The sequence below is a fragment of the Arthrobacter sp. MDT2-34-1 genome, assembly GCF_059091365.1.
Window position 1 is genome coordinate 1,323,040 of sequence record NZ_JBNHGO010000001.1, and the last position, 26,166, is coordinate 1,349,205.

Consider the following 26,166-nt stretch of genomic DNA (forward strand, 5'->3'; position numbering starts at 1 on the left):
CCGCTATATGACGCAGCACGAATTGGTGGAAAAGGGCGGCTGGTCAGCCTCCAGCGTGGAACTTTCGGCCGCCGACAGACTCTCCCGCAAAAGTGGGAGGAATCTGTGCGGCGGCCAAAAGTATCCTTGGGCTGTTTAGACGCGGCGGCGCTTCGGCGGACGGCAACCGTTGTGCGCGCTGGGGGTGACGTCCTGGATGGAGCCAACCTCGAGGCCAGCGGCCTGCAGCGAACGGATTGCGGTCTCGCGTCCGGATCCCGGGCCCTTCACGAAGACGTCGACCTTCTTCAGGCCGTGCTCCTGGGCACGCTTGGCGGCCGATTCGGCAGCCATCTGCGCGGCGAACGGGGTGGACTTGCGGGAGCCCTTGAAGCCAACCTCGCCGGCCGAGGCCCACGAGATGACGGCACCGGTCGGGTCCGTGATGGACACGATGGTGTTGTTGAAGGTGCTCTTGATGTGCGCCTGGCCCAGCGCGATGTTCTTCTTGTCCTTGCGACGCGGCTTGCGTACCGCTCCACGAGTCTTGGGGGGCATTGCTTCTCCTACAAAGTTGGTTGGTAGCTATCTGACCGGCTGGGAATCAGCGGGTCTTCTTCTTACCGGCGACGGTGCGCTTCGGGCCCTTGCGGGTGCGAGCGTTGGTCTTGGTGCGCTGTCCGCGGACGGGCAGGCCACGGCGGTGGCGGATGCCTTCGTAGCTGCCGATCTCAACCTTGCGGCGGATGTCGGCTGCAACTTCGCGGCGGAGGTCGCCTTCTACCTTGTAGTTGCCCTCGATGAAGTCACGCAGCTGCACGAGCTCAGCGTCGGTGAGGTCCTTGACGCGGGTTTCCGGGCTGATGCCGGTCTCCGCGATAACCTGCTCTGCACGGGTCTTACCCACGCCGTAGATGTAAGTCAGGGCGATAATTACCCGCTTTTCGCGGGGAATATCTACGCCAGCGAGACGAGCCATAGTGGCGGTTCTCCTTGTTGTATCCGGAGGTCTGAAGCAGCGCAACCCCGTTGTTCGGGTCCCCGGCCTCCGTGCCGGGGGTGTGCAGGTTGCCCTGCTGCGCTGCCTTTATCTTGAGTTACTACGCGTGGGCGTGCTGCCCCTGCTTGAAGCAGGAGTCTTAGCCCTGGCGCTGCTTGTGGCGCGGGTTCTCGCAGATCACAATGACGTTGCCCTTGCGACGAATCACCTGGCACTTGTCACAAATCCGCTTGACGCTCGGCTGGACCTTCATGGTTTTCCTTTGCGTTGTTAGCTGATGCTGCCTTGTAACTACTTACGGTTTTCCGCAGTTGCCTGCGGCATAAGCCTTTACTTGTAGCGGTAGACGATACGGCCCCGTGAGAGGTCGTACGGGCTGAGTTCCACCACAACGCGGTCCTCGGGGAGGATCCTGATGTAGTGCTGACGCATCTTTCCCGAGATATGAGCCAGCACAACGTGCCCGTTGGTCAGCTCAACGCGGAACATCGCATTGGGCAGAGCCTCCTGCACAGTGCCTTCAATCTCAATGACACCGTCTTTCTTAGCCATATCCTCCGCTAACGTCAGTAACCATCGCCGGAGCGGTGGCTAGTTTTAGGGTTTCGCTTGCCGCTACACTCCCACTGAGCCGTACGTTTCCGGCAGGCTTTCGCGGGCGCCATGCACCCGAAGATGGGCATGAAAGTAGAGACAACCAACAGACAACTGTACTCCGGAAGCCGGATAAAGTTAAATCCGGGTAACGCCTGGGGCCCGCGCGCGACAGACTTCAGCCGAGGTGCGGATACTTCTCCAGTACGACGCCGGCCGCCTCCACCCGTTCGGCACTCACCACGGCGTCCCAAATGGCCGCGGTGACCGCTTCCGCGGCCAGCACGTGCAGTTCCGCCCGGGGATCAATGGGCCCGTCCTGCACCAACTGCTGCGCCCCGGTGGCCAGGACGAAGATCACGTCCCCGTCCATCAGGGTGTGCGACGGGCTAACGGCCCGGGCCAGGCCGGCGTGCGCGGCCGACGCCGTCCGCTTGGCCTGCGCCGGATCCAACACGGCGTTGGTGGCGACGACGCACAGGGTGGTGTTCAGCGGCCCGGCTCCCTGTGAGCCGCTTCCTCCCGGTGCTCCCGCCGCTCCCGGTGCTCCCGCCGCTCCCGGTGCTCCGGACCCTCCTGCCGCGCCGGGTGTGCCAAGCGGTTTTTCTGCTTGCGCCGCGGGCGATGCTCCCCTGGTCCCATGGAACGGATTGCCGGCGGCATTGGCCACCGCGAGCGCGCCGACCACGATTCCCTCGTTCGCGCCGCCCATGCGCAGCGAGGCGGTCCCCACTCCCCCCTTGTACTGCTGGAAGCCCATGGCAGCCCCGGTGCCGGCGCCCGCATTGCCCCGCTGCACCACACCAAAGTCCTCCATCGCGCCGGCGGAGGCAGCGGCGTCGTACCCCATCTGCTCATCAGGCCGCGCCCTGATGTCCCCGCCGCGGCCCAGGTCATAAAGGGCAGCGGCCGGAACGATCGGCACCACCGCATTCTGGGTGCGGAAGCCGCGCCCTTGCTCCTCCAGCCAGCGCTGCGCGCCGTGCGCGGCCACCAGCCCGAAGGCGCTGCCCCCGGCGAGCACCACGGCATCCACAGTGGGCACCAGCGTGGTGGGCTCAAGCGCGTCGGTCTCGTGCGTGGCCGGCCCGCCCCCGCGGACATCCACTGCGCCGACCGTCCCGGCGGGCGGCAGCACCACGGTGACGCCGGTGAGCCAGCCGTCGCCGATCTTCTGGACCTGGCCCACGCGGACGCCGGGCACGTCGGTAATGGAAGAAGCCATGGCCTCATCCTCGCCCGGAGGATGAGGATGGGCAAGGATGAGGCGCAGCGTCCAGCACGGTCCGCAGTTCCCCCTGCCCACCGGTCCGCTGCGGGTTCCGAAACTGTCGTACCCGGCTAATAGCCTGTTCTTAGTAGTTCAGCAGCATCGTTGGCCATCGGGGCGGGGGGCCCGGCGGCGTCTGTGGACCTTGTTCCATGACCTCTCGTAGTCGTTGCCGTGCCGCGGGCACGCCGAAGATTGAGACGCCGACATGTTTGATCCGGCCGGACCCGAGCCACCAGCAGCACCCGAAGCAGCCGAGGCACGCGAAGCAGCGCGCGGAGCGCGGCCTGCGCACGCCGAACGCGGTGGCCCGGTCGGGACGCCCGGGATCGATGCCTTCGCCGGCGCCCTGGCCCGGGTCGACCTGCTCGGTTCCGAACAGGACCTGGTGGACCGGATCACCGCGCTGGAAAACGCCAAGGACGCGGCGGCCGCCGCCCAGGCCAAGCTGCAGGTAGCCCTGGATGAGGCCACGCGGGCCCGGCGCGCCGCCGCCGGGGTCCCGAAGAACCGGCAGGGCCAGGGCATCGCGAAGCAGATCGGGCTGGCGCGGCGGGAATCCCCGCACCGCGCCGCGCTCATGCTCGGCGTCGCGAAGATCCTTGTCACCGAAATGCCTCACACCCTCAGCGCCCTGGCCACCGGGCATCTGAACGAGTGGCGCGCAGCGACCCTGGTCCGCGAAGCCGCGTGCCTGACCAAGGAAGACCGGGCCGCGGTGGACCAGGAACTGGCCGGCAACCCGGCCCGCCTGCACGGGCTGGGCAACCGGCAACTCGAAGCCGAGGCCAAACGGATCGCCTACCGTTTGGACCCCCGCGCCGTGGTGAACCGCGCCGCGAGAGCCGAAGCCGACCGGCACGTCTCCGCCCGCCCCCAACCCGACACCATGGTGGCCGTCCGGACACTGCTGCCCGTCGTCCAGGGCGTGGCCCTGATGGCCGCGCTGCACCGCGAAGCCGACCGGTTGCGCAACAACGGCGACGCCAGGACTCGCGGCCAGGCCATGGCCGACACCATGTTCGAACGCGTCACCGGTGCCTCCACCGCCGACCCGGCCCGCACCGAAATACAGCTCGTCATGACGGACCGCGCCCTGCTCCAAGGCGACAGCGAACCGGCCTGGCTCACTGGCTACGGCGTCGTCCCGGCCCAATACGCCCGGGACCTCATCCGCCTCCCGCAAAACCCGCCCGTATCTACCGGCCACGCCAAGGCCGGCGTCGGCCACGCAGCGGGCTTGGCCGGCAAGAGGCCAGCCGGCCAAAGAGCACCGGCAGGAACGCTGACCGGCCAGGAGCCGCCGGGCCAAGCGCCCGAGCGGAATGCGCCGCCGGCAGGCACCGAACCTGGTTGGAAGACCGCACGGCAGACCGCCCGACGCAGCAAAGAGCTGAAACCCGGCGGCGTTGCGGACGTCTGGATCCGCCGCCTCTACACCGCCCGCGGCACCGGGCAACTACTCGGTATGGATTCGAAAGCCCGCAGGTTCCCGGCCGGACTACGCCGGATGGTCATCGCCCGCGACCAGGTCTGCTCCGGCCCCTGGTGCGACGCCCCGATCCGGCACATCGACCACATCGTCGCCTGGTCCGACGGCGGGAAAACCACCATTACCAACGGACAGGGCCTGTGCGAACGCTGTAACCAGGACAAAGAAGCCGAAGGCTGGTCCAGCCGGACAGTCGGCGGGCCCCTGCACCAGGTCGAAACCACGACCCCCACCGGGCACACCTACATCAACACCGCGCCGCCACCGCCGGGCACGCCTCCGCCCGGAACGAAAGCGGCCTAGCGGCCGGCCCGTTGGCGCTCGTGGCCGCTCGGTGCAGCCCTCACACTCTTCTCGAATCCGGCGATTAGCAGCTAGCCGGCCCCGATGGCCACCAGGCTCTGCTGCCCGACGTCGAGGCACGCCCCGAGGAGTAGGACCACCACATAGGCGCTGACCGGGACCAGCAGCGCCCACTCGCGTGCCGAACCGGCATTGCCCAGCAGCGGCAGGGCGAAGTAGCCGTTCCGCCGCCAGATGGCGTTGAGCAGCGGGATCCTACGCCACACCTTGGGTGGCTTGATTCGCAGCGGCCACAGCAGGTTCACTCCCCCGGTGGTCAGCATGTCGCCGAGCACATGCGTGACGACGCCGATGCCCATGGCCAGCGGGAACCAGTTGTGCTGTTCCGGGGCGTACAGGGCGATGAAGACCGCCACAGACAGGCCGACGGCCCACGGAATTTTCTGCAGCCCGTCGGGCAGGAACTTCAGGGCCTTGGCGGCAAAGGCCACCAGCAACACGCACAGAATACCGGCGCCCGGGTAGACCGTGCCGAACCGCTCGGTCTCGGCAGTCCAGAGCCCGGCGACCCACGCGATCGCGACGAACGCCGCCAGGCCGATCAGCGAGTGGGTGCCCCTGCGGTGCCCGCCGGCCACAGCGCCAATACCGGCACAGACCGCATTGGAGAGCGGCGGCAACGAGCGGGCGATGGTGGCGTGGCGGTGATCGGCATCCGGGACGAGTGCGGCGCCGGCGGTCACCATGGCACCGGTGATCAGACCAAGCGGTCCCACGTCCAGCAGCCCCCAGCCCAGGGTGAGGCTCTGCCCGCCCCAGCCCATCGGCGTCGTCAGGGCATCCAGCGGTATGTGGACCTGGCTGGTGACCGCGATCCAGGCGGCGGCGCCGGAGAGGGCGTGGTGGGCTCCCATCATGATGGGCAAGGTCCTTTCGGGAGGGTGGTGTCCGCGCGCAGCCTATCGACTGACGGGCCAGGGTTGGGTGGTGCGGTGTCCGGGCGCAGCCAGTCGGCTGGCCGCGACGAGCCGGGATCAGGGTGCGGAGCCAGTCGGCTGGCCGCAGGGCCCGGGATCGTGGCTGCGGGCTGCGGATTAACCGCGAAAGGCCGGGCCGGCTGGACGATGGATCCAGCGGGCCCGGCCTTTCGATGACGTCAGGCCAAGGGTGTGGCAGCGGGCGTCTAGTCCAGCGGTACCGGGGTAACCCCCAGCGGAGCCAGCCTGGCCGCTCCCCCGTCTTCGGCGGTCAAAACCCAGATGCCGCCGTCGTGCACTGCCACGGTGTGCTCCCACTGGCAGGACCGCGAGCCGTCCGTGGTCACGACGGTCCAGTCGTCGTCCAGCACCTTGGTCTCGATGTCCCCGCGCACCAGCATGGGTTCGATGGCCAGGCAGAGCCCGGGACGGATCTTCGGGCCGCGGTGGTTCGTCCGGTAGTTCAGCACGTCCGGGGCCTGATGCATGGCGGTGCCGATGCCGTGGCCCACGTAGTCCTCCAGGATGCCCAACGGTTTGCCCGGCACCGAGGAGACGTAGTCGTCGATGGCGTTGCCGATGTCGCCCACGCGGTGGCCGGTGGCGAGGGCGGCAATGCCGTGCCACATGGCCTCCTCCGTGACGTCGGACAGCCGCTGGTCTTCCGGATCGGCGGTGCCCACGATCACGCCGCGGGCGGAGTCGCCGTGCCAGCCGTCAATGCTGCAGCCCCCGTCGATCGAGATAATGTCTCCGTCGCCGAGCACCTTGCCGCCCGGGATTCCGTGGACCACTTCCTCGTTGACGGACACGCAGACCGTTGCGGGGAAGCCGTGGTAGCCCTTGAAATTGCTCTTGGCCCCGGCCTCGTCCAGCACCGCTTCGAAGGCCGCGTCCACATCCGCGGTCGTCGCGCCGGGGACGGCTGCGGCAACCGCAGCGTCCAGGGCGCGGCTGACCACCAGGCCGGCGGTCCGCATTTTCCGGATCTGGTCCTTGGTCTTGTATTCGATGCTGGGCTGGCCGAAGGCCATGGGCTGCCTCTTCTAACTGTCTGGCGGGGTGTCAGGCCGTGACGGACTTGAGCGCGGACATGATGCGCTCGGTGACCTCGTCGATGTCGCCGATGCCGTCAACGGTCGCGACGATCCCGCGGTCAGCGTAACGGCTCACCACGGCCTCCGTCTGCTCGTGGTACAGGGCCAGCCGGCGCCGGATCACGGTTTCGTTGTCGTCGCTGCGGCCTTCCTGCGCGGCGCGGCCGAGCAGGCGCTTGACCAGCTCCTCGTCGTCGGCGGTCAGCTGCAGCACGATGTCCAGCTGCGAGCCGGCCTCGGCCAGGATGCTGTCCAACTCGTCGACCTGGCCGCCGGTGCGGGGGTAGCCGTCCAGCAGGAAGCCGTCGGCGGCGTCGGGCTGCTTCAACCGGTCGCGCACCATGTTGTTGGTGACGCTGTCCGGCACGAACTCGCCCTTGTCGATGTACTTCTTGGCCTCGACGCCGAGCGGCGTCTCTTCCTTCACGTTGGCGCGGAAGATGTCTCCGGTGGAGATCGCGACGATGCCCAGCCGGTCGGAGATGCGGGAGGCCTGGGTGCCTTTGCCCGATCCGGGCGGGCCGATAATGAGCATTTGTGTCATCGCAGAAGTCCTTCGTAGTGACGTTGCTGTAGTTGAGCGTTGATTTGTTTGACGGTCTCCAGGCCCACACCAACCATGATGAGGATGGAGACGCCGCCGAACGGGAAGTTCTGGTTGGCGTTGATCAGTACCAGGGCGATCAGCGGGATGAGCGAGACGATGCCCAGGTAGAGCGCGCCGGGCAGCGTGATCCTGGCCAGTACGTACTGCAGGTACTCGGCCGTGGGGCGGCCGGCCCGGATGCCCGGGATGAAGCCGCCGTATTTCTTCATGTTCTCCGCGACTTCCTCGGGGTTGAATGTGATGGCCACGTAGAAGTAGGTGAAGAAGACGATCAGGGCGAAGTAGACCGCCATGTAGAACGGCGAGTCCCCGCTGACCAGGTAGGTGTTGATCCAGTTGACCCACTCCGGCGGCGCGGTGGTGCCGTCGGCCGGCGTGTTGAACTGGGCGATCAGGGACGGCAGGTACAGCATCGACGACGCGAAGATTACCGGGATGACACCGGCCATGTTCACCTTGATCGGAATGTAGGTGCTGGTGCCGCCGACCGTGCGGCGTCCCACCATGCGCTTGGCGTACTGCACGGGGATGCGGCGCTGCGACTGTTCCACGAAGACCACCGCGGCGACGGTCAGCAGGCCGACGATCAGCACGCCCAGGAACACGTTCACGCCCTGGGTGTTCCAGATCTCGCCGAGCGAGCTCGGGAAACCGGCGGCGATGGAGATGAAGATCAGCAGGGACATGCCGTTGCCGACGCCCTTTTCGGTGATCAGCTCGCCCATCCACATGATCAGGCCGGTGCCTGCGGTCAGGGTCAGGATGATCAGGGAGATCGTGACCAGGTTGTCCTCGGGGATGATCGGGACCGGGCAGTCCCCCAGGAGGGCGCCGGTCCGCGCCAGCGACACCAGCGTCGTGGCGTTGAGCAGGCCCAGCGCGATGGTCAGGTAACGGGTGTACTGCGTGAGCTTGGACTGGCCCTGCGGGCCTTCCTGATGCAGTTCCTGGAACCGGGGAATGACGACGCGCAGCAACTGCACGATGATGCTGGCGGTGATGTACGGCATGATGCCGAGGGCGAAGATGGACACCTGCAGCAGCGCACCGCCGCTGAAGAGGTTGACGAACTGGTACAGCCCGCCGCTGGTGTTGCCCAGCGCCAGACACTGCTGCACGTTGCCGTAGTCCACGCCGGGGGCGGGGATGAAGACGCCCATGCGGTAGACCGTCATGATGCCGAGCGTGAACAGCAACTTGCGCCGCAGGTCCGGCGTCCGGAATGCCCGGCCAATTGCGCTAAGCAAGCGTCCTCCCAAGAAGTTTCTGATGCCGCTGCGCGGCAAGTCACAAGATCCGAGTCTATCGGCTCGGCCCGTTCGCATTAAACGGGTTAAGAATACGTGGTGTGCCTTAAAGCGGCTGAACTCGTGGCGGCCGGCATAAACCGGCCACCACGAGTTCAGTCAGAGGCTGCTAAAAGACCCCACCAGTCACGGGCTGCTAGAGCGCCGTCACGGTGCCGCCGGCGGCGGCGATCTTTTCAGCGGCACTGGCGGAGAAGGCGTCAACCTTCACATCGACCTTGACGGTGATGTCGCCGGTGCCCAGGACCTTCACGGGCTGGTTCTTGCGAACCGCACCCTTGGCCACCAGGGCGTCCACGGTCACTTCGCCGCCCTCGGGGAACAGCTCGTTGAGCTTGTCCAGGTTTACGACCTGGAATTCCACCTTGAACGGGTTCTTGAAGCCGCGCAGCTTCGGCAGGCGCATGTGCAGCGGCAGCTGGCCGCCGGCAAAGCCAGCCTTGACCTGGTAACGGGCCTTCGTACCCTTGGTACCGCGACCGGCGGTCTTGCCCTTGGAGCCTTCACCACGACCGACACGGGTCTTGGCGGTCTTGGCACCGGGGGCAGGACGCAGGTGGTGGACCTTCAGAGTTTTGTTCTCTTCTGCCATCTTTACTTCGCCTCCTCAACCTTCACCAGGTGAGAAACAGTGTTGACCATGCCGACGGTCACTGCATCGGCGCTGCGGACAACGGTGTGTCCGATGCGCTTCAGGCCCAGTGAACGCAGCGTGTCGCGCTGGTTCTGCTTGCCGCCAATGACGGACTTGATCTGCGTGATTTCCAACTGCGCATCCGACGGAGTCAGATTCTTGGGTGTGGTCATTACGCACCTGCCTTCTGCATGTTGCGCAGCAGGATAGCCGGAGCAACCTCGTCCAGGGGCAGGCCACGGCGGGCAGCCACGGAGCGGGGCTCCTCCAGGCGACGCAGCGCATCGACTGTTGCGTGCACAATGTTGATCGCGTTGGCCGAGCCGAGCGACTTGGAGAGCACGTCGTGGATACCGGCGCACTCGAGCACGGCGCGGACCGGGCCACCGGCGATCACACCGGTACCGGCAGCAGCCGGACGCAGCATGACAACGCCTGCAGCGGCTTCGCCCTGCACCTGGTGCGGGACGGTGCCGGCGATGATCGGCACGCGGAAGAAGGACTTCTTGGCCTCTTCCACGCCCTTGGCGATCGCCGCCGGAACTTCCTTGGCCTTGCCGTAGCCCACGCCGACCATGCCGTTGCCGTCGCCGACAACTACCAGGGCTGTGAAGCTAAAGCGGCGGCCGCCCTTGACGACCTTGGACACGCGGTTGATGGTGACGACGCGCTCGAGGAACTTGTCCTTCTCGGCGTCGCGGGCGTTGTCGCGGCCACGGCCGCGGCCGCCACGGTCGTTGCCACCACGGTCGCTGCCACCGCGTTCGCCACGACGGCCGCCGCGGCGGTCCTCCTGGCCGGAAGCAGCGGTGGTTTCAGCGGATCCCGCGGCAGCGGTCTCAGTTGCTTCAGTCACCTGAGTTTCCTTTTCGTTGTTCTCAGCGGTCACAGTGCCAGCCCACCTTCACGTGCGCCGTCGGCAACCGCTGCGATACGGCCGTGGTACCGGTTGCCGCCGCGGTCAAAGACCACGGCCTCAACACCGGCAGCCTTGGCACGCTCGGCAACGAGCTCACCGACGCGCTTTGCCTTGGCGGACTTGTCGCCGTCGAGCGCCCGCAGGTCGGCTTCCATGGTGGAAGCGGAAGCCACGGTGATGCCCTTGCTGTCATCGACAACCTGGACAAAGATGTGGCGTGCGGAGCGGTTGACCACCAGGCGCGGACGGACCGCGGTACCGGTGATGCGCTTGCGGACGCGCAGGTGGCGGCGGCCGCGTGCTGCGGACTTGGACTTCGAGGTCCGCTTCTTATTAATGCTGATCGCCATGGTTTACTTACCAGCCTTTCCGACCTTGCGGCGGATTTGCTCGCCGGCGTAGCGAACGCCCTTGCCCTTGTAGGGGTCGGGCTTGCGCAGCTTGCGGATGTTGGCAGCAACTTCGCCGACCTGCTGCTTGTTGATACCGGAAACGGAGAGCTTGGTGGCGCCCTCCACGGCGAAGGTGATTCCCTCGGGTGCGTTGACGACCACCGGGTGGCTGAAGCCGAGGGCGAACTCGAGGTCCGAGCCCTTGGCCTGCACGCGGTAACCGGTGCCGACGATCTCGAGGTTCTTCTTGTAGCCTTCGGTGACGCCGACGATCATGTTGTTGATCAGCGTGCGGGTCAGGCCGTGCAGGGACCGGGATTCGCGCTCGTCGTTCGGGCGGGAGACGGTGATGGTGTTCTCGTCCAGGGAGGCCGTGATGGGCGAAGCCAGAGTGTGGCTCAGCTCGCCCTTGGCGCCCTTGACGGAGACGACGTTGCCGTCGATCTTGACCTCAACGCCTGCGGGAACGGTGATGGGGAGACGTCCAATACGTGACATTTAATCTCTTCCTTTCCGTTACCAGACGTAAGCGAGGACTTCGCCGCCCACGCCCTTCTTGCCGGCCTGACGATCAGTCATCAGCCCGGAAGAGGTGGACAGGATTGCGATGCCCAGGCCACCGAGTACGTGCGGCAGGTTGGTGGACTTCGCGTAAACGCGCAGACCGGGCTTGGAGATGCGGCGGATGCCGGCAATGGAACGCTCGCGGTTCGGACCGAACTTGAGTTCCAGGGTCAGCTTCTTGCCAACCTCGGCCTCTTCTTCCTTCCAGCCGGCGATGTAGCCTTCGGCCTTCAGGATGTCGGCGACGCGAGCCTTGAGCTTGCTGTACGGCATCGACACAGAGTCGTGGTATGCCGAGTTGGCGTTGCGCAGACGCGTGAGCATGTCTGCGACAGGATCTGTCATAGTCATTGTGGGCTCTTGCCCTTCCTCGTAACGGTTTCCTCGCTCCGGTCAGCGCTGGGCGCCGGGGCGGGACCTTTCACGTAGCTAATTAATCTTCGGTCTTGAACGGGAAGCCCAGCGCCTTCAGCAGCGCGCGGCCCTCGTCATCGGTCTTTGCAGTGGTTACTACGGTGATATCCATACCGCGCACGCGGTCGATCTTGTCCTGATCGATCTCGTGGAACATGGACTGTTCGGTCAGACCGAAGGTGTAGTTGCCGTTGCCGTCGAACTGCTTGCCGTTGAGGCCGCGGAAGTCGCGGATACGGGGCAGGGCCAGGGTGACCAGGCGGTCCACGAATTCCCACATGCGGTCGCCGCGCAGCGTCGCGTGGGCGCCGATCGGCATGCCTTCGCGCAGCTTGAACTGGGCGATGGACTTGCGGGCCTTGGTGATCTGCGGCTTCTGACCGGTGATCTGGGTCAGGTCGCGCACGGCGCCGTCGATGAGCTTGGAGTCCTTGGCGGCATCTCCAACACCCATGTTGACTACGACCTTGACCAGGCGGGGAACCTGGTTCACGTTCTCGTACTTGAACTCGTCCCGCAGAGCCTGCTTGATCTCGCCGGCGTAGCGAGTCTTCAGGCGGGGGACGATCTTGGTGACAGTCTCAGTCATTAGAGGTCCTTCCCGGAGGCCTTGGACACGCGGATGCGCACAGTGCGCTCACGGCCATCACGCTCGACGGTTTCGGTGCGGTAGCCAACGCGGGTCGGCTTCTTGGTCTCGGGATCGACAATCGCCACGTTCGAGATGTGGATCGGGGCCTCAACGGTCTCGATGCCACCGGTCTTCGTGCCGCGTTCCGACTGCCCGGCCTTGGTGTGCTTGGTGACGCGGTTAACGCCTTCGACCAGCACCCGGTTGGACTCCGTGAACACCTTCAGGACCTTGCCCTGCTTGCCGCGGTCGCCGCCGCGCTCAGCCTTGGCACCGGTGATGACCTGAACCAGGTCACCCTTCTTGATCTTGTACTTAGCCATGGACTACAGCACCTCCGGAGCCAACGAGATGATCTTCATGAACTTCTTGTCGCGAAGCTCACGGCCGACCGGGCCGAAGATACGGGTACCGCGGGGGTCGCCGTCGTTCTTGAGGATCACGGCTGCGTTCTCATCGAACTTGATGTAGGAACCATCCGCACGGCGGCGTTCCTTCTTGGTGCGAACGATGACAGCCTTGACGATGTCACCCTTCTTGACGTTGCCGCCGGGAATTGCATCCTTGACGGTGGCAACAATGGTGTCGCCAATGCCTGCGTAGCGACGGCCGGATCCACCGAGAACGCGGATGGTCAAGATTTCCTTGGCACCCGTGTTGTCGGCGACCTTCAGTCGCGACTCCTGCTGAATCACTTATTACTCCTGTCGTCGCGCCGGTTCTCATTGCTGAGCCTTGCGGAACGGATATGGGTAGCCCGCACCGTAACTCCCCCTGGCCGCACGCGTGTGCGGTCCGAAGGCGGTTGCGGGAATTTGCCTATTCTGTCCATGCGGAAGGATGGATGGTCTTTCCAAACGGCACAGGCAAGATTACTAGTTTATGACCAAGACACCCCGGACGTGAAATCACGGCCAGGGGCTTGTGCTTTTCAAAGGGTCTGCGGCCGAAACCACGGACCCTTCCAAACCCTTCCGGCTGCTCCGGCGGACCGGGATCCATGGTGCCGGAAGGGAAACTTAAGGGTGCGGGGCCCGCCCGCTCGGCAGGCGGGCCCCGCGCAGGACGTAGGTCCTACTTGGCCTTTTCGATGATCTCGACCAGGCGCCACCGCTTGGTGGCGGACAGCGGCCGGGTCTCGGCGATCAGAACCAGGTCGCCGATGCCGGCGGAGTTCTGCTCGTCGTGGGCCTTGCGCTTCTCGGTCCGGCGGATCACCTTGCCGTACAGCGCGTGCTTCACGCGGTCCTCAACCTCGACCACGATGGTCTTTTCCATCTTGTCCGAGACGACGTAGCCGCGGGCGGTCTTACGGTAACCGCGAGCCGGAGTGGCTTCTTCCACAGTTGCATCCTTGTTCGTGTTTTCGCTCACTTGGCCTCATCCTCCGAAGCGGGGGTTTCGGTCCCGGCGGTTTCGGCTTCGGCCTTGTCAGACTTCTTAGCCTTCTTGGCCTTCTTCTCCTCGACCGGAGCCTCCGCAGAAGCAACGACCTCGGGACGAATGCCCAGCTCGCGCTCACGCAGCACGGTGTAGATGCGCGCGATGTCCCGCTTGACGGCCTTCAGGCGGCCGTGGTTTTCCAGCTGACCGGTGGCGGACTGGAAACGGAGGTTGAACAGCTCCTCCTTGGCCTTGCGCAGCTCCTCTGCGAGACGGTCCTTATCGAAAGTCTCGAGCTGATCGGTTGCCAGTTCCTTTGAACCAACTGCCATTTCTATTCACCACCTTCGCGACGCACAATGCGTGCCTTCAACGGCAGCTTGTGGATCGCCAGGCGCAGGGCCTCGCGAGCTACCTCTTCATTGACACCGGACAGTTCGAACAGAACCCGTCCCGGCTTGACGTTGGCGACCCACCATTCCGGCGAACCCTTACCGGAACCCATGCGGGTTTCGGCCGGCTTCTTGGTCAGCGGGCGGTCCGGATAAATGTTGATCCAAACCTTGCCGCCACGCTTGATGTGGCGGGTCATCGCAATACGGGCCGCTTCGATCTGGCGGTTGGTGACGTATGCCGGCGTCAGAGCCTGGATACCCCACTCGCCGAAGCTGACCTCGGTGCCGCCGGAAGCAGCGCCGGAACGACCCGGGTGGTGCTGCTTACGGAACTTAACTCGACGTGGGATAAGCATTTAAGCTTCTCCTCCTTCTGCCGCCGGCGCTGCTGCCTCAGCGGCAGGTGCCTCGGCCTTGGCTGCGCCCTCGCCTGCGGCGGGAGCGGCAGCACGGTCATTACGACGACGGCGCTCGCCACCGGCAGGGCGGCCCGGACGGTCGCCGCGGCCACGCGAGGACGGAGCGGCAGCCTGCTGGGCCGCCAGTTCCTTCGCGGTCACGTCGCCCTTGTAGATCCAGACCTTGACGCCGATGCGGCCGAACGTGGTCTTGGCCTCGAAGAAGCCGTAGTCGATGTTCGCCCGCAGCGTGTGCAGGGGCACACGGCCTTCGCGGTAGAACTCCGAGCGGCTCATTTCGGCGCCGCCGAGGCGACCGGAGCACTGGACACGGATGCCCTTGGCGCCGGCGCGGGTGGCGGACTGCATAGCCTTCTTCATGGCGCGGCGGAAGGCCACGCGGGAGGTCAGCTGCTCGGCGATGCCCTGGGCAACCAGCTGCGCTTCGATCTCCGGGTTCTTGACCTCGAGGATGTTCAGCTGCACCTGCTTGCCGGTGAGCTTCTCCAGCTCGCCGCGGATGCGGTCCGCTTCGGCGCCGCGGCGGCCGATCACGATGCCGGGGCGGGCGGTGTGGATATCCACACGCACGCGGTCACGGGTACGCTCGATCTCAACCTTCGCGATGCCCGCGCGGTCCATGCCCGTGGACATCAGCTGGCGGATCTTCACGTCCTCGCGGACAAAGTCCTTGTAGCGCTGGCCGGCCTTGTTGCTGTCAGCGAACCAGTGGGAGACATGGTCGGTGGTGATACCGAGTCGGAATCCGTGCGGGTTTACTTTCTGTCCCACTTACTGGTCCTCCTCTTTCTCCGGGGTAGCGACAACAAGCGTGATGTGGCTGGTCCGCTTCTTGATGCGGTAGGCACGCCCCTGGGCGCGCGGCTGGAACCGCTTCATGGTGGGGCCTTCATCTACGAATGCTTCGCTGATGTACAGGTCGCTCTCGTCAAAGGCGACGCCGTCGCGGTCCGCGATAACGCGGGCGTTGGCGACTGCCGACGCGAGTACCTTGCTGACCGGCTCCGAAGCTGCCTGCGGGGCAAACTTCAGAATTGCCAGAGCCTCATTCGCCTGCTTGCCACGAACAAGGTTGACGACGCGCCGGGCCTTCATAGGCGTCACGCGAATATGGCGCGCAATAGCCTTGGCTTCCATTGCTTTCCTTCTCTCGTCTTCTGCCGTAAGAGCAGCGCCTAGCGGCGCTTGCCCTTGCGGTCGTCCTTCACATGGCCGCGGAAGGTCCGCGTCGGGGCGAATTCGCCGAGCTTGTGCCCGACCATCGACTCAGTGACAAACACCGGGATGTGCTTGCGTCCGTCGTGTACGGCAATCGTGTGTCCGAGCATGTCGGGCACGATCATCGAACGGCGGGACCACGTCTTGATGACGTTCTTGGTGCCCTTTTCGTTCTCTGCAGCTACCTTCACGAAGAGGTGCTGATCGACGAAGGGGCCTTTCTTCAGGCTGCGTGGCATGTTCCCAGGCTCCTATCGCTTGTTCTTGCCAGTACGACGGCGACGCACAATCAGGCGGTCGCTTTCCTTGTTCGGGCGGCGGGTGCGGCCCTCGGGCTTGCCGTTCGGGTTGACCGGGTGACGGCCACCGGAGGTCTTGCCCTCGCCACCACCGTGCGGGTGGTCGATCGGGTTCATGGCCACACCGCGGACGGTCGGGCGGACGCCCTTCCAGCGCATGCGGCCGGCCTTGCCCCAGCTGATGTTGGACTGCTCGGCGTTGCCCACCTCGCCGATGGTTGCGCGGCAGCGCACATCAACGTTGCGGATTTCGCCGGACGGCAGCCGGAGCTGGCCGTACTTGCCTTCCTTGGCCACCAGCTGCACGGAGGCACCGGCGGAGCGGGCCATCTTGGCACCGCCGCCCGGGCGCAGCTCCACGGCGTGGATGACCGTACCGACGGGGATGTTGCGCAGCGGCAGGTTGTTGCCCGGCTTGATGTCGGCGCTGGCGCCGGCCTCGACCGTGTCCCCCTGCTTCAGCTTGGCCGGAGCCAGGATGTAGCGCTTGGTGCCATCAACGTAGTGCAGCAGGGCGATCCGCGCGGTGCGGTTCGGGTCGTACTCGATGTGAGCGACCTTGGCGGGCACGCCGTCCTTGTCGTGGCGACGGAAGTCGATCAGACGGTACTGGCGCTTGTGTCCGCCGCCCTTGTGGCGGGTAGTGATCTTGCCGGAGTTGTTACGTCCACCTGACTTGGTCAGCGGGCGCAGCAACGACTTTTCCGGCGTCGATCGCGTGATTTCAGCGAAGTCGGCTACGCTCGAGCCGCGACGGCCCGGTGTAGTCGGCTTGTATTTACGGATTCCCATAGTTCATTTCCTCGTTAAAGTGGTCTCCGCTTAAGAAAGCGGACCGCCGAAGATGTCGATTGTGCCTTCCTTCAGGGTGACAATTGCGCGCTTGGTGTCCTTGCGCTGTCCCCATCCGAACTTGGTCCGCTTGCGCTTACCGGCACGGTTGATGGTGTTGATCGAGTCGACCTTGACGGAGAAAATCTTCTCCACGGCCAGCTTGATCTCGGTCTTGTTCGAGCGGGGGTCGACCAGGAAGGTGTACTTACCTTCGTCGATCAGGCCGTAGCTCTTCTCCGAAACGACGGGAGCAAGGATCACGTCGCGGGGATCTTTTGTGGTGGTCGCGCTCACTTGGCGTCCTCCTTGGCAGTTGCCTTAGCTGCGATGAATGCCTCGTAGGCGGCCTGGGTGAAGACCACGTCGTCGGAAACGAGCACGTCGTAGGTGTTCAACTGATCCACGTAAATGGTGTGAACAGCCTCGATGTTGCGCAGGCTCAGGGCCGCCACATCGTTGGCGCGCTCGATGACTACGAGCAGGTTCTTGCGGTCGGTGATGGCGCGCAGGGCCTCGGTAGCGGCCTTGGTGGACGGCTTGTCGCCGGCAACCAGTGCCTCCACGACGTGGATGCGGCCGTTGCGTGCCCGGTCCGAGAGGGCGCCGCGCAGGGCAGCGGCCTTCATCTTCTTGGGGGTGCGCTGGCTGTAGTCGCGCGGGGTCGGGCCGTGCACGACGCCGCCGCCGGTCATGTGCGGGGCGCGGATCGAACCCTGGCGGGCGCGGCCGGTGCCCTTCTGCTTGAACGGCTTGCGGCCGGCACCGGAAACCTCGGCGCGGGTTTTGGTCTTGTGGGTTCCCTGCCGGGCAGCAGCGAGCTGGGCGACGACGACCTGGTGCAGCAGCGGCACGTTGGTCTGGACGTCGAAGATCTCTGCAGGCAGGTCAACCTTGAGCGTGTTGGCCATTGAACTAGGCTCCCTTCACAGCGGAACGGACGAGAACGACCGAGCCGCGGGCACCGGGAACGGCACCCTTGATCAAGAGCAGCGAGTTCTCGGTGTCCACAGCGTGAACCGTCAGGTTCAGCGTGGTCTGGCGGACGGCACCCATGCGACCGGACATGCGCATGCCCTTGAAAACGCGGCCCGGAGTGGACGCGCCACCGATGGAACCGGGCTTGCGGTGGTTCTTGTGCGCGCCGTGCGAGGCACCCACACCGGCGAAGCCGTGACGCTTCATGACACCGGCGAAGCCCTTACCCTTGGTGGTTCCGACGACGTCGACCTTCTGGCCGGTCTCGAACAGTTCCACGGAGAGTTCCTGGCCCAGCTCGTAGGAGCCGGCATCGGCGGTGCGCAGCTCAACCACGTGGCGGCGCGGGGTAACCCCGGCCTTCTCAAAGTGGCCGGCCAGCGGCTTGGTCACCTTGCGCGGGTCGATCTGGCCGTAGCCGATCTGGACGGCGGTGTAGCCGTCGACGTCCGCAGAGCGCAGCTGGGTGATGACGTTGGAGTCGGCCTTGACGACCGTGACCGGGATGAGCCGGTTGTTCTCGTCCCAGACCTGGGTCATGCCGAGCTTGGTGCCCAGCAGTCCCTTTACTTGGCGTGTAGTGGTAGACAAAATACTCACTCCCCTACAGCTTGATTTCGATGTTCACGTCCGCCGGCAGGTCGAGCCGCATCAGCGAATCGACGGCCTTGGGCGTGGGATCGATAATGTCGATCAGCCGCTTGTGGGTGCGCATTTCAAAGTGCTCCCGGCTGTCCTTGTACTTGTGCGGCGACCGGATAACGCAGTACACGTTCTTCTCGGTGGGCAGCGGCACGGGGCCCACTACCGTTGCGCCTGCACGCGTGACCGTCTCAACGATCTTCCGTGCTGAAACATCAATGACCTCATGGTCATATGACTTCAGACGGATGCGGATTTTCTGTCCCGCCATGGCGTCTCCGCTCTCTTTCTCAGTGCTGCTCTGTTGACTTTCTCCTGATGCGCCCCGACGGCTGGATCGCTCCTGCCTGGCGCTCCTCCGGCAGACTGAATCCGGATGAATCCGGGTTCCTCACCCTGCTGAGGCTCCGACCCCCGCGGTCGGGCGTGTCGCGAACATTCTGCGCACTCCGCCCGCTCAAAATGGAGGGTGGGTTATATTTGGGCTTCTTTGAAATCCGTGGAGCCTGACCCTGCCCCGGGCATTATCCCGGGCGGGACCCAGCTTCGCACGAAGACATGCAAAAGCGCTTGAACAACTCATCTAGTGTGGCAGACTTTGGCCCTGATTGCGAATCGGCCCCCGGGCCGAAGCCCGCACCCCGGCTGCCCTGCTATGGCGCGGACCAGCCGGCAGTGCGATGCTGGTGCCAGCCCGCTCCGGCGGGCGCCGCACACGGGAGACCAGGTTTCAGGAGGACAGCAGCGAATGGCAATGGACAGCGGGCGCCTGGCGGCAATGATCCCGTCCGACTTTACCCTGGGAGTGGCGACGGCGGCATTCCAGATCGAGGGCGCCGTGGCCGAAGACGGCCGCGGACCCTCCGGCTGGGACGCGTTTTCGCACGAGCCCGGGCGGATTGCCGGCGGCGCGACGGCGGACGCGGCCTGCGACCACTACCACCGGATGCCGGAGGACGTCGCGCTGATGGCCGAGCTCGGTGTGGACTCGTACCGGTTCTCGCTGTCCTGGCCAAGGATCCAGCCCGGCGGACAGGGGCCGGTCAACCAGCGGGGCATCGACTTCTACGACCGCCTGCTGGATGAACTGCTGACCCGGGGCATCTCCCCGATGTGCACGCTCTACCACTGGGACACCCCGCTGCCGCTGGAGCACGCGGGCGGCTGGCTCAACCGGGATACCGCGTACCGGCTGGCCGACTTTGCGGCGATCGCCGCGGACAAGTTCGGCGACCGGGTGGACCGCTGGGTCACGATCAACGAGCCGACCACCGTCACCCTCAACGGCTACGGCCTCGGCGTCCATGCTCCCGGCCAGGCCGGGCTGTTCGACGCCCTGCCGGCCGCGCACCACCTCATCCTCGCGCACGGGCTCAGCCTCTCGGCCCTGCGGGCCGGCGGGATCACGGGCGAGGCGGGCATCACGAACGTCTACTCCCCCGTGGTGGGCGCCAAGGACGGGCTGGCCCACGATGTGCTGGTGGAACTGTACGACGTGCTCCACAACGGCATGTTTTCGGACCCGGTGCTGCTGGGCCGCTACCCAACGTTCAACCCGGTGCTCAAGCCCGCGCTCCAGTACCTGCGCGAGATTCCGGACGAGGACCTGGCGGTGATGAGCCAGCCGCTGGACTTCTACGGGCTGAACTACTACTTCCCCACCAGGATTGGCATCGGCCCGGGGCCGCTGACCGGGCCGGAGGCGATCCCCGACGGCCTGCCCGAGCTGCTCTGGGAGCAGGGCGGCGAGCTGCCGTTCCACCTGGCCGCGTGGCCGGGGTATGACCGGACAGAATTCGGCTGGCCCGTGGCACCCGACTACCTGCAGGTCGCCCTGGCCCAGATGGCCGGGCGTTACCCCAATCTGCCGCCGGTCTACATCACCGAGGGGGGCGCCAGCTTCAAGGATGTGGTGGTCCGCGACGCGCTGACCAAGGAGCCGTCGGTCGCCGACGTGCGGCGGATCGACTACCTGGCCTCGCATTTGGAGGCCGCGCTCACCGCGACGGCGCCGGACGGGCCCGCAGCCGGCATCGACCTGCGCGGCTACTACGTGTGGACGCTGATGGACAACTTCGAATGGGCGGCCGGATACAGCCAGCGCTTCGGCCTGGTGTACGTGGACTTCGCCACCCAGCAGCGGATCCGCAAGGCGTCCTTCCACTGGCTGAAGGATGTGGCCGCGCGCCGCACTCGTGCCGGTGCCGGCGAGGCGGCAGGGCAGACCGAGCCGGCGGTGGCAGCACCGGGTCAGGCCTGACGGCCCGCCGGCGCGTTCGCCGGTCCCCGGCGCTTCGCTACCGCCCGCCGTCGGCGCGCCGGATGCGGCGGGCACGGTCCAGTTCGTGGCGGAAGTACCGCCTGCCCCAGGACACCGCCCCGACCACCGCGGCAACCAGGCCCAGGACGATCCACACGATCAGCCATTCCATGGTCTGATCCTACTGGTCGGCGGTCAAAATTCGTGCCCGTCCGCCAGTTCCCGGGGCCCCGGCCGAGACTATTCTGGGAGTGTCCACCGCAGATGCTCCCAGGAAGCCGGACAACCATGCTCAGCACCAAAACCATGACGACGGTCCTGCCCGTGAAGGACATGGACCGGGCGCGCGCGTTCTACCAGGATTCCCTCGGCCTGCAGCCGGCCGGCCCGCTCGGAGAGGATTCGTTCCTTTTCTCCAGCGACGGTTCCACCGCGGTAGAACTCATCGTCCGACCGGACGCCGACACGTCGGACCACACCTCGATCAGCTTCGAGGTGGCCGATTTGGAAACCGAGATGTCCGAACTGGCCGGCCGCGGCGTCGACTTCGCGGACTACGACCTGCCGGGCCTCAAGACCGAGAACCACATCGCGGTGACCGGCCACCAGCGCTGCGCCTGGTTCCCGGACACGGAGGGCAACATTCTCTGCCTGCACCAGAACATCTAAAACGGAAGGACCATGACCGAAGGCGCGCCCGGAGCGTGCGCGCAGCATCACACCCGGCGCATCATTAAAAGAAAGAACCCCCGCCGTCCTGAGACGGCGGGGGTTCTCCTGCCTCCGACCGGAAACCTCCGGTCAGCAGATCACAGAGTTACTTGGTGATCTTGGTGACGCGGCCCGAACCAACGGTGCGGCCGCCTTCACGGATAGCGAAGCCGAGGCCCTCTTCCATGGCGATCGGCTGGATGAGCTCAACGGTCATCTCAGTGTTGTCGCCCGGCATGACCATTTCGGTGCCCTCGGGGAGGGTGATAACGCCGGTCACGTCGGTGGTGCGGAAGTAGAACTGCGGACGGTAGTTCGAGTAGAACGGGTTGTGGCGGCCGCCTTCATCCTTGGACAGGATGTAGACGTTGGCCTCGAAATCGGTGTGCGGGGTGATCGAACCCGGCTTCACGATAACCTGGCCGCGCTCCACGTCTTCGCGCTTGATACCGCGCAGCAGCAGGCCACAGTTCTCGCCTGCCCATGCTTCGTCGAGCTGCTTGTGGAACATCTCGATACCGGTAACCGTGGTCTTCTGGACCGGGCGGATGCCGACGATCTCGACCTCGGAGTTGATGGCGAGGGTACCGCGCTCGGCGCGGCCGGTCACCACGGTGCCGCGGCCGGTGATGGTGAAGACGTCTTCAACCGGCATCAGGAACGGCTTGTCCTTGTCGCGGACCGGGTCCGGGATGTACTCGTCAACGGCGTCCATCAGGTCCTCGACGGACTTGACCCACTGGGCGTCGCCTTCCAGGGCCTTCAGGCCGGAAGTGCGGATGACCGGTGCGTTGTCGCCATCGAACTCCTGCGAGCTGAGCAGCTCACGGACTTCCATTTCGACCAGGTCGAGCAGTTCCTCGTCCTCAACCATGTCCGACTTGTTCAGGGCCACCAGCAGCGTCGGAACGCCAACCTGGCGGGCCAGCAGAACGTGCTCGCGGGTCTGGGCCATCGGGCCGTCAGTCGCGGCAACCACCAGGATTGCGCCGTCCATCTGGGCGGCACCGGTGATCATGTTCTTGATGTAGTCGGCGTGGCCGGGGGCGTCCACGTGTGCGTAGTGGCGCTTCTCGGTCTGGTACTCGACGTGCGAGATGTTGATGGTGATGCCGCGCTGGCGCTCTTCCGGGGCAGAGTCGATAGCTGCGAAGTCACGCTGCTCGTTGAGATCGGGGTACTTGTCAGCAAGCACCTTGGAAATGGCAGCGGTCAACGTGGTCTTACCGTGGTCAACGTGACCGATGGTGCCAATGTTGACGTGCGGCTTAGTCCGCTCGAACTTTGCCTTCGCCACGGGTTCCTCCTAGAACGTGTTGAGAAGATTTGCTCTTCGGACGCGATTGTCACGGCCGAAACTTGAACAAGTCTACTTCGGGCTTTTGTATTTGGTGAAATTACTGGTTCCGTCAGGTACCGGCAAAAACTTGCGCGGTTCCGTCAGTGGGTGGTGCCGGCGGCCGGCTGCGTGAGCCGACCGGCCGCCTGCACGGCGTGCCGGATCCTTACGGATAAGGACCCGCCACCCTGGGGTTTACTCGCCGCGCGTCTTCTGGATGATCTCGTCGGCAACAGCCTTCGGGACCTCAGCGTAGCTTTCGAACTGCATCGAGTACACCGCGCGGCCCTGCGTCTTGGAACGCAGGTCGCCGATGTAGCCGAACATTTCGGAAAGCGGAACGTTAGCGCGCACAACCTTCACGCCGCTAGCGTCCTCCATGGACTGGATCTGTCCACGGCGGGAGTTCAGGTCGCCGATCACGTCGCCCATGTATTCCTCAGGGGTACGTACCTCGACGGCCATCAGCGGCTCGAGCAGGACCGGGTTGGCGCGGCGTGCGCCTTCCTTGAAGACCTGGGAACCAGCGATCTTGAAGGCCATTTCCGAAGAGTCGACGTCGTGGTATGCGCCGTCGAGCAGGATGGCCTTGACACCGACCAGCGGGTAGCCGGCCAGAATGCCGAGCTGCATGGCATCCTGGATGCCAGCGTCGACCGAGGGGATGTATTCGCGCGGAATACGGCCACCGGTGACCTTGTTCTCGAACTCGTAGAAGGTGCCGTCGCTGGTGTCCAGCGGCTCGAAGGAGACCTGGACCTTCGCGAACTGGCCGGATCCACCCGTCTGCTTCTTGTGGGTGAAGTCGACCTTTTCGACAGCCTTCTTGATGGTTTCACGGTAGGCAACCTGGGGCTTGCCCACGTTGGCCTCGACCTTAAATTCGCGGCGCATGCGGTCCACCAGGATGTCCAGGTGCAGCTCGCCCATGCCGCCGATTTCGGTCTGGCCGGTCTCTTCGTTCAGCGAAACGGTGAACGTCGGGTCCTCGGCGGAGAGCTTCTGGATCGCCGTGGAGAGCTTTTCCTGGTCGCCCTTGGTCTTCGGCTCGATGGCCACGAAGATCACCGGCTCCGGGAAGGACATGGACTCGAGCACGATGGGTGCATCGACGGCCGACAGGGTGTCGCCGGTGGTGGTGTCCTTCAGGCCGATCACCGCGTAGATGTGGCCTGCGTGCACCTCTTCCACCGGGTTTTCCTTGTTGGCGTGCATCTGGAACAGCTTTCCGATGCGCTCCTTCTTGCCCTTGGTGGTGTTCAGCAACTGCGTACCGGAAGTGGCCTTGCCCGAGTAGACCCGGATGAAGGTCAGCTGGCCGAAGAACGGGTGCGCCGCAACCTTGAAGGCCAAGGCCGAGAACGGCTCCTCCTCGTTCGGCTTGCGGGTCAGTTCGATTTCCTCGTTCTTGGGGTCGTGACCGACCATCGAGGGAACGTCGACCGGGGACGGCAGGTAGTCGATGACTGCGTCGAGCATCGGCTGCACACCGCGGTTCTTGAAGGCAGAACCACAGAAGACCGGGTAGATCTCCGAGTTGACGACCATCTTGCGGATGCCGGCCTTCAGCTCGTCGATCGAAATCTCTTCGCCTTCGAGGTACTTCTCCATGAGCTCGTCCGAGGACTCGGACACGGTCTCAACGAGCTGCGCGCGGTATTCCTCGGCCTTGGCCTGCAGGTCCGCGGGGATCTCCCGGGTCTCGTAGGCAGCACCCATGGTGACGTCGCCCTTGGCGTCGCCTTCCCATACCAGTGCCTTCATGGTCATCAGGTCGACGACGCCGATGAAGTCGTTCTCGGAGCCGATTGGCAGCTGCATGACCAGCGGCTTTGCGCCCAGGCGCTTGATGATGGTGTCTACCGTGAAGTAGAAGTCGGCGCCGAGCTTGTCCATCTTGTTGACGAAGCAGATGCGCGGAACTTCGTACTTGTCGGCCTGGCGCCACACAGTCTCCGACTGCGGCTCCACGCCTTCCTTACCATCGAAGACAGCAACGGCACCGTCGAGGACGCGCAGCGAACGCTCCACCTCCACAGTGAAGTCCACGTGGCCCGGGGTGTCGATGATGTTGATCTGGTTCTGGTTCCAGAAGCAAGTCACCGCGGCGGAGGTGATGGTGATGCCGCGTTCCTTTTCCTGTTCCATCCAGTCAGTGGTCGACGCACCGTCGTGAGTTTCGCCGAGCTTGTGGTTCACACCCGTGTAGAACAGGATGCGTTCGGTAGTGGTGGTCTTGCCGGCATCGATGTGGGCCATGATGCCGATATTGCGGACCTTCGTGAGGTCGGTTAGCACGTCCAGTGCCACAATGTCTCCCTTTGTAGGTGAGGGATACGACGACGGCGGTTGGCGCCGTCGTCGTATCGACTCTTTACCAGCGGTAGTGGGCGAAGGCCTTGTTGGACTCGGCCATCTTGTGGGTGTCTTCGCGACGCTTCACAGCGGCACCGAGACCGTTTGACGCATCCAGAATCTCGTTCATGAGACGCTCGGTCATCGTCTTCTCGCGGCGGGCCTTCGAGTAGCCGACCAGCCAGCGCAGGGCCAGGGCCGTAGCACGGCCCGGCTTGACCTCGACCGGAACCTGGTAGGTGGCGCCGCCGACGCGGCGGGACCGGACCTCCAGGGTCGGGCGGACGTTGTCCATGGCCTTCTTGAGGGCGGCAACGGGATCGCCGCCGGACTTGGCCTTCACACCGTCGAGGGCACCGTACACGATGCGCTCCGCGGTGGACTTCTTGCCATCAACGAGAACCTTGTTGATCAGCTGGGTAACCAGCGGCGAGCCGTGTACCGGATCAACTACGAGCGGCCGCTTGGGGGCCGGACCCTTACGGGGCATTACTTCTTCTCCTTCTTCGCGCCGTAGCGGCTGCGGGCCTGCTGGCGGTTCTTGACACCCTGGGTGTCGAGGGCGCCGCGGACGATCTTGTAGCGGACACCGGGCAGGTCCTTCACACGGCCGCCGCGCACCAGCACGATGGAGTGTTCCTGCAGGTTGTGGCCCACACCGGGGATGTAGGCAGTCACTTCGATGCCGCCGGCGAGCTTGACGCGGGCTACCTTACGGAGCGCGGAGTTCGGCTTCTTCGGGGTGGTGGTGTAAACGCGGGTGCAAACGCCGCGCTTCATCGGGCTGCCCTTGAGGGCAGGCGCCTTGGTCTTATTCACCTTAGGTGAGCGGCCCTTGCGGACCAGCTGGTTAATCGTAGGCACTTTCGTGTTCTCCGTTTTTCTTGGGCTTTGCCCCGTCTGTCATGCAGGGCCAGGCACTGTCGGTCGTCTTCGCACCCGCTGCGGAATCGAAGCGACCGTAGGCGTGCAAAAGTGTGGCATTCTCCGCGCAAGAACCCCGCGGACCGGAAACAGGCCCCGTTCCGTTATCATCCGAAACGGCCTTCATCCACTGCCACACAAAAACAATCGAACATAAGTCTAGCAGAGTATGCGGGTCGCGCACGACGCGGTGGCCCGGCGGCTGCCCAACGGTTGCTGCACGGCGGGCCGG

General features: G+C 65.0%; 37 protein-coding genes. 3 read left to right on the plus strand and 34 right to left on the minus strand.

All coding sequences use genetic code 11. The annotated features are described in order from the left end of the window. Window positions 1–135 precede the first annotated feature (135 nt). The 5 genes from rpsK to AC5RVV_RS06065 all read right to left on the minus strand — a co-directional run bounded on the left by rpsK (window position 136) and on the right by AC5RVV_RS06065 (window position 2,798). Window positions 136–537, minus strand: a complete 402-nt coding sequence (gene rpsK, locus AC5RVV_RS06045) for a 30S ribosomal protein S11 (RefSeq protein ID WP_005267760.1) — start codon at window positions 535–537, stop codon at window positions 136–138. A 46-nt stretch (window positions 538–583) separates the two neighbouring features. Then, a complete protein-coding gene (gene rpsM, locus AC5RVV_RS06050) occupies window positions 584–958 on the minus strand; it encodes a 30S ribosomal protein S13 (RefSeq protein ID WP_493979201.1) in 375 nt (124 codons plus the stop codon). Window positions 959–1,118: 160 nt separating this feature from the next. Next, a complete protein-coding gene (gene rpmJ / locus AC5RVV_RS06055) occupies window positions 1,119–1,232 on the minus strand; it encodes a 50S ribosomal protein L36 (protein ID WP_005267758.1) in 114 nt (37 codons plus the stop codon). Window positions 1,233–1,309: 77 nt separating this feature from the next. Beyond that, the gene (gene infA / locus AC5RVV_RS06060; protein ID WP_005267757.1) at window positions 1,310–1,531 is read right to left on the minus strand and encodes a translation initiation factor IF-1; all 222 of its coding nucleotides are present in this window, start codon (window positions 1,529–1,531) and stop codon (window positions 1,310–1,312) included. Between the two features lie 220 nt (window positions 1,532–1,751). Beyond that, the gene (locus AC5RVV_RS06065) at window positions 1,752–2,798 is read right to left on the minus strand and encodes a P1 family peptidase (RefSeq protein ID WP_494000470.1); all 1,047 of its coding nucleotides are present in this window, start codon (window positions 2,796–2,798) and stop codon (window positions 1,752–1,754) included. A gap of 253 nt (window positions 2,799–3,051) precedes the next feature. Here AC5RVV_RS06065 and AC5RVV_RS06070 point away from each other — a divergent pair, with 253 nt between their 5' ends. Next, a complete protein-coding gene (locus AC5RVV_RS06070) occupies window positions 3,052–4,638 on the plus strand; it encodes an HNH endonuclease (protein WP_494000471.1) in 1,587 nt (528 codons plus the stop codon). Window positions 4,639–4,709: 71 nt separating this feature from the next. Here the strand turns inward: AC5RVV_RS06070 and AC5RVV_RS06075 are convergent, their stop codons facing one another. The 24 genes from AC5RVV_RS06075 to rpsJ form a co-directional block, all read right to left on the minus strand. Continuing rightward, the gene (locus AC5RVV_RS06075; RefSeq protein WP_494000472.1) at window positions 4,710–5,555 is read right to left on the minus strand and encodes a metal-dependent hydrolase; all 846 of its coding nucleotides are present in this window, start codon (window positions 5,553–5,555) and stop codon (window positions 4,710–4,712) included. A 266-nt stretch (window positions 5,556–5,821) separates the two neighbouring features. Beyond that, entirely contained in the window at window positions 5,822–6,649 is an 828-nt protein-coding gene (gene map / locus AC5RVV_RS06080) for a type I methionyl aminopeptidase (RefSeq protein ID WP_494000473.1), read from the minus strand. Between the two features lie 31 nt (window positions 6,650–6,680). Then, complete coding sequence (locus AC5RVV_RS06085; protein WP_494000474.1) at window positions 6,681–7,256, minus strand: adenylate kinase; 576 nt, start codon at window positions 7,254–7,256, stop codon at window positions 6,681–6,683. Beyond that, window positions 7,253–8,566, minus strand: coding sequence for a preprotein translocase subunit SecY (secY, locus tag AC5RVV_RS06090; RefSeq protein ID WP_493979207.1), 1,314 nt, complete (start codon window positions 8,564–8,566; stop codon window positions 7,253–7,255). The genes AC5RVV_RS06085 and secY overlap by 4 nt, the downstream gene beginning before the upstream one ends. Window positions 8,567–8,762: 196 nt before the next feature. Next, window positions 8,763–9,218 carry a 50S ribosomal protein L15 gene (gene rplO / locus AC5RVV_RS06095; protein WP_493979208.1) on the minus strand — a complete coding sequence of 152 codons (456 nt, stop codon included), beginning with the start codon at window positions 9,216–9,218 and terminating at the stop codon, window positions 8,763–8,765. Between the two features lie 2 nt (window positions 9,219–9,220). Continuing rightward, window positions 9,221–9,433: a 50S ribosomal protein L30 gene (rpmD, locus tag AC5RVV_RS06100; protein WP_127511076.1), complete on the minus strand. Its 213-nt coding sequence runs from the start codon at window positions 9,431–9,433 to the stop codon at window positions 9,221–9,223. Then, window positions 9,433–10,149, minus strand: a complete 717-nt coding sequence (gene rpsE / locus AC5RVV_RS06105; protein ID WP_493989347.1) for a 30S ribosomal protein S5 — start codon at window positions 10,147–10,149, stop codon at window positions 9,433–9,435. Before rpsE ends, rpmD begins: the two co-directional genes overlap by 1 nt. After that, window positions 10,146–10,529 carry a 50S ribosomal protein L18 gene (gene rplR / locus AC5RVV_RS06110; RefSeq protein ID WP_127511074.1) on the minus strand — a complete coding sequence of 128 codons (384 nt, stop codon included), beginning with the start codon at window positions 10,527–10,529 and terminating at the stop codon, window positions 10,146–10,148. The genes rpsE and rplR overlap by 4 nt, the downstream gene beginning before the upstream one ends. 3 nt (window positions 10,530–10,532) lie before the next feature. Beyond that, window positions 10,533–11,069, minus strand: coding sequence for a 50S ribosomal protein L6 (gene rplF, locus AC5RVV_RS06115; RefSeq protein ID WP_494000475.1), 537 nt, complete (start codon window positions 11,067–11,069; stop codon window positions 10,533–10,535). 18 nt (window positions 11,070–11,087) lie between these two features. Next, the gene (rpsH, locus tag AC5RVV_RS06120; RefSeq protein ID WP_136784914.1) at window positions 11,088–11,486 is read right to left on the minus strand and encodes a 30S ribosomal protein S8; all 399 of its coding nucleotides are present in this window, start codon (window positions 11,484–11,486) and stop codon (window positions 11,088–11,090) included. Between the two features lie 82 nt (window positions 11,487–11,568). After that, entirely contained in the window at window positions 11,569–12,138 is a 570-nt protein-coding gene (gene rplE / locus AC5RVV_RS06125; protein ID WP_493989348.1) for a 50S ribosomal protein L5, read from the minus strand. Continuing rightward, the gene (rplX, locus tag AC5RVV_RS06130; RefSeq protein ID WP_493979212.1) at window positions 12,138–12,503 is read right to left on the minus strand and encodes a 50S ribosomal protein L24; all 366 of its coding nucleotides are present in this window, start codon (window positions 12,501–12,503) and stop codon (window positions 12,138–12,140) included. Before rplX ends, rplE begins: the two co-directional genes overlap by 1 nt. Window positions 12,504–12,506: 3 nt before the next feature. Next, a complete protein-coding gene (gene rplN / locus AC5RVV_RS06135; protein ID WP_127511069.1) occupies window positions 12,507–12,875 on the minus strand; it encodes a 50S ribosomal protein L14 in 369 nt (122 codons plus the stop codon). A 379-nt stretch (window positions 12,876–13,254) separates the two neighbouring features. Further along, entirely contained in the window at window positions 13,255–13,554 is a 300-nt protein-coding gene (gene rpsQ / locus AC5RVV_RS06140; protein ID WP_494000476.1) for a 30S ribosomal protein S17, read from the minus strand. Beyond that, entirely contained in the window at window positions 13,551–13,895 is a 345-nt protein-coding gene (rpmC, locus tag AC5RVV_RS06145) for a 50S ribosomal protein L29 (protein ID WP_493979214.1), read from the minus strand. The genes rpsQ and rpmC overlap by 4 nt, the downstream gene beginning before the upstream one ends. A 2-nt stretch (window positions 13,896–13,897) precedes the next feature. Beyond that, on the minus strand, window positions 13,898–14,314 hold the full coding sequence (rplP, locus tag AC5RVV_RS06150; protein WP_493979215.1) for a 50S ribosomal protein L16: 417 nt from the start codon (window positions 14,312–14,314) through the stop codon (window positions 13,898–13,900). Then, entirely contained in the window at window positions 14,315–15,148 is an 834-nt protein-coding gene (rpsC, locus tag AC5RVV_RS06155) for a 30S ribosomal protein S3 (RefSeq protein WP_494000477.1), read from the minus strand. It lies immediately after the preceding gene. Continuing rightward, complete coding sequence (gene rplV / locus AC5RVV_RS06160; RefSeq protein WP_136784918.1) at window positions 15,149–15,514, minus strand: 50S ribosomal protein L22; 366 nt, start codon at window positions 15,512–15,514, stop codon at window positions 15,149–15,151. Between the two features lie 38 nt (window positions 15,515–15,552). Continuing rightward, on the minus strand, window positions 15,553–15,834 hold the full coding sequence (gene rpsS / locus AC5RVV_RS06165; RefSeq protein WP_074701289.1) for a 30S ribosomal protein S19: 282 nt from the start codon (window positions 15,832–15,834) through the stop codon (window positions 15,553–15,555). Window positions 15,835–15,846: 12 nt separating this feature from the next. Further along, complete coding sequence (rplB, locus tag AC5RVV_RS06170; RefSeq protein WP_493979217.1) at window positions 15,847–16,686, minus strand: 50S ribosomal protein L2; 840 nt, start codon at window positions 16,684–16,686, stop codon at window positions 15,847–15,849. Between the two features lie 30 nt (window positions 16,687–16,716). Beyond that, window positions 16,717–17,022: a 50S ribosomal protein L23 gene (gene rplW / locus AC5RVV_RS06175; protein WP_493941555.1), complete on the minus strand. Its 306-nt coding sequence runs from the start codon at window positions 17,020–17,022 to the stop codon at window positions 16,717–16,719. Beyond that, window positions 17,019–17,636 carry a 50S ribosomal protein L4 gene (gene rplD, locus AC5RVV_RS06180; protein ID WP_494000478.1) on the minus strand — a complete coding sequence of 206 codons (618 nt, stop codon included), beginning with the start codon at window positions 17,634–17,636 and terminating at the stop codon, window positions 17,019–17,021. The genes rplW and rplD overlap by 4 nt, the downstream gene beginning before the upstream one ends. Window positions 17,637–17,640: 4 nt before the next feature. After that, window positions 17,641–18,294: a 50S ribosomal protein L3 gene (rplC, locus tag AC5RVV_RS06185; protein ID WP_493979219.1), complete on the minus strand. Its 654-nt coding sequence runs from the start codon at window positions 18,292–18,294 to the stop codon at window positions 17,641–17,643. 13 nt (window positions 18,295–18,307) lie between these two features. Next, window positions 18,308–18,616, minus strand: coding sequence for a 30S ribosomal protein S10 (gene rpsJ / locus AC5RVV_RS06190; RefSeq protein ID WP_003803825.1), 309 nt, complete (start codon window positions 18,614–18,616; stop codon window positions 18,308–18,310). Window positions 18,617–19,093: 477 nt separating this feature from the next. On the opposite strand from rpsJ, the gene AC5RVV_RS06195 reads away from it, so the two are divergent. Then, complete coding sequence (locus AC5RVV_RS06195) at window positions 19,094–20,605, plus strand: glycoside hydrolase family 1 protein (protein WP_494000479.1); 1,512 nt, start codon at window positions 19,094–19,096, stop codon at window positions 20,603–20,605. A gap of 37 nt (window positions 20,606–20,642) precedes the next feature. Here the strand turns inward: AC5RVV_RS06195 and AC5RVV_RS06200 are convergent, their stop codons facing one another. Then, window positions 20,643–20,777: a hypothetical protein gene (locus tag AC5RVV_RS06200; RefSeq protein WP_494000480.1), complete on the minus strand. Its 135-nt coding sequence runs from the start codon at window positions 20,775–20,777 to the stop codon at window positions 20,643–20,645. A gap of 116 nt (window positions 20,778–20,893) precedes the next feature. Between AC5RVV_RS06200 and AC5RVV_RS06205 the strand changes: the two genes are divergently transcribed. Beyond that, window positions 20,894–21,274 (plus strand): VOC family protein, encoded by a 381-nt coding sequence (locus AC5RVV_RS06205; protein WP_494000481.1) that lies wholly within the window; start codon window positions 20,894–20,896, stop codon window positions 21,272–21,274. Between the two features lie 148 nt (window positions 21,275–21,422). Here the strand turns inward: AC5RVV_RS06205 and tuf are convergent, their stop codons facing one another. From tuf to rpsL, 4 genes are all read right to left on the minus strand, one after another. Then, the gene (gene tuf / locus AC5RVV_RS06210) at window positions 21,423–22,613 is read right to left on the minus strand and encodes an elongation factor Tu (RefSeq protein WP_493940539.1); all 1,191 of its coding nucleotides are present in this window, start codon (window positions 22,611–22,613) and stop codon (window positions 21,423–21,425) included. A gap of 237 nt (window positions 22,614–22,850) precedes the next feature. After that, entirely contained in the window at window positions 22,851–24,965 is a 2,115-nt protein-coding gene (gene fusA / locus AC5RVV_RS06215; RefSeq protein ID WP_494000482.1) for an elongation factor G, read from the minus strand. 64 nt (window positions 24,966–25,029) lie between these two features. After that, window positions 25,030–25,500, minus strand: a complete 471-nt coding sequence (rpsG, locus tag AC5RVV_RS06220; protein WP_127511056.1) for a 30S ribosomal protein S7 — start codon at window positions 25,498–25,500, stop codon at window positions 25,030–25,032. Continuing rightward, complete coding sequence (gene rpsL, locus AC5RVV_RS06225) at window positions 25,500–25,874, minus strand: 30S ribosomal protein S12 (protein WP_493979224.1); 375 nt, start codon at window positions 25,872–25,874, stop codon at window positions 25,500–25,502. Before rpsL ends, rpsG begins: the two co-directional genes overlap by 1 nt. Window positions 25,875–26,166: the final 292 nt, after the last annotated feature.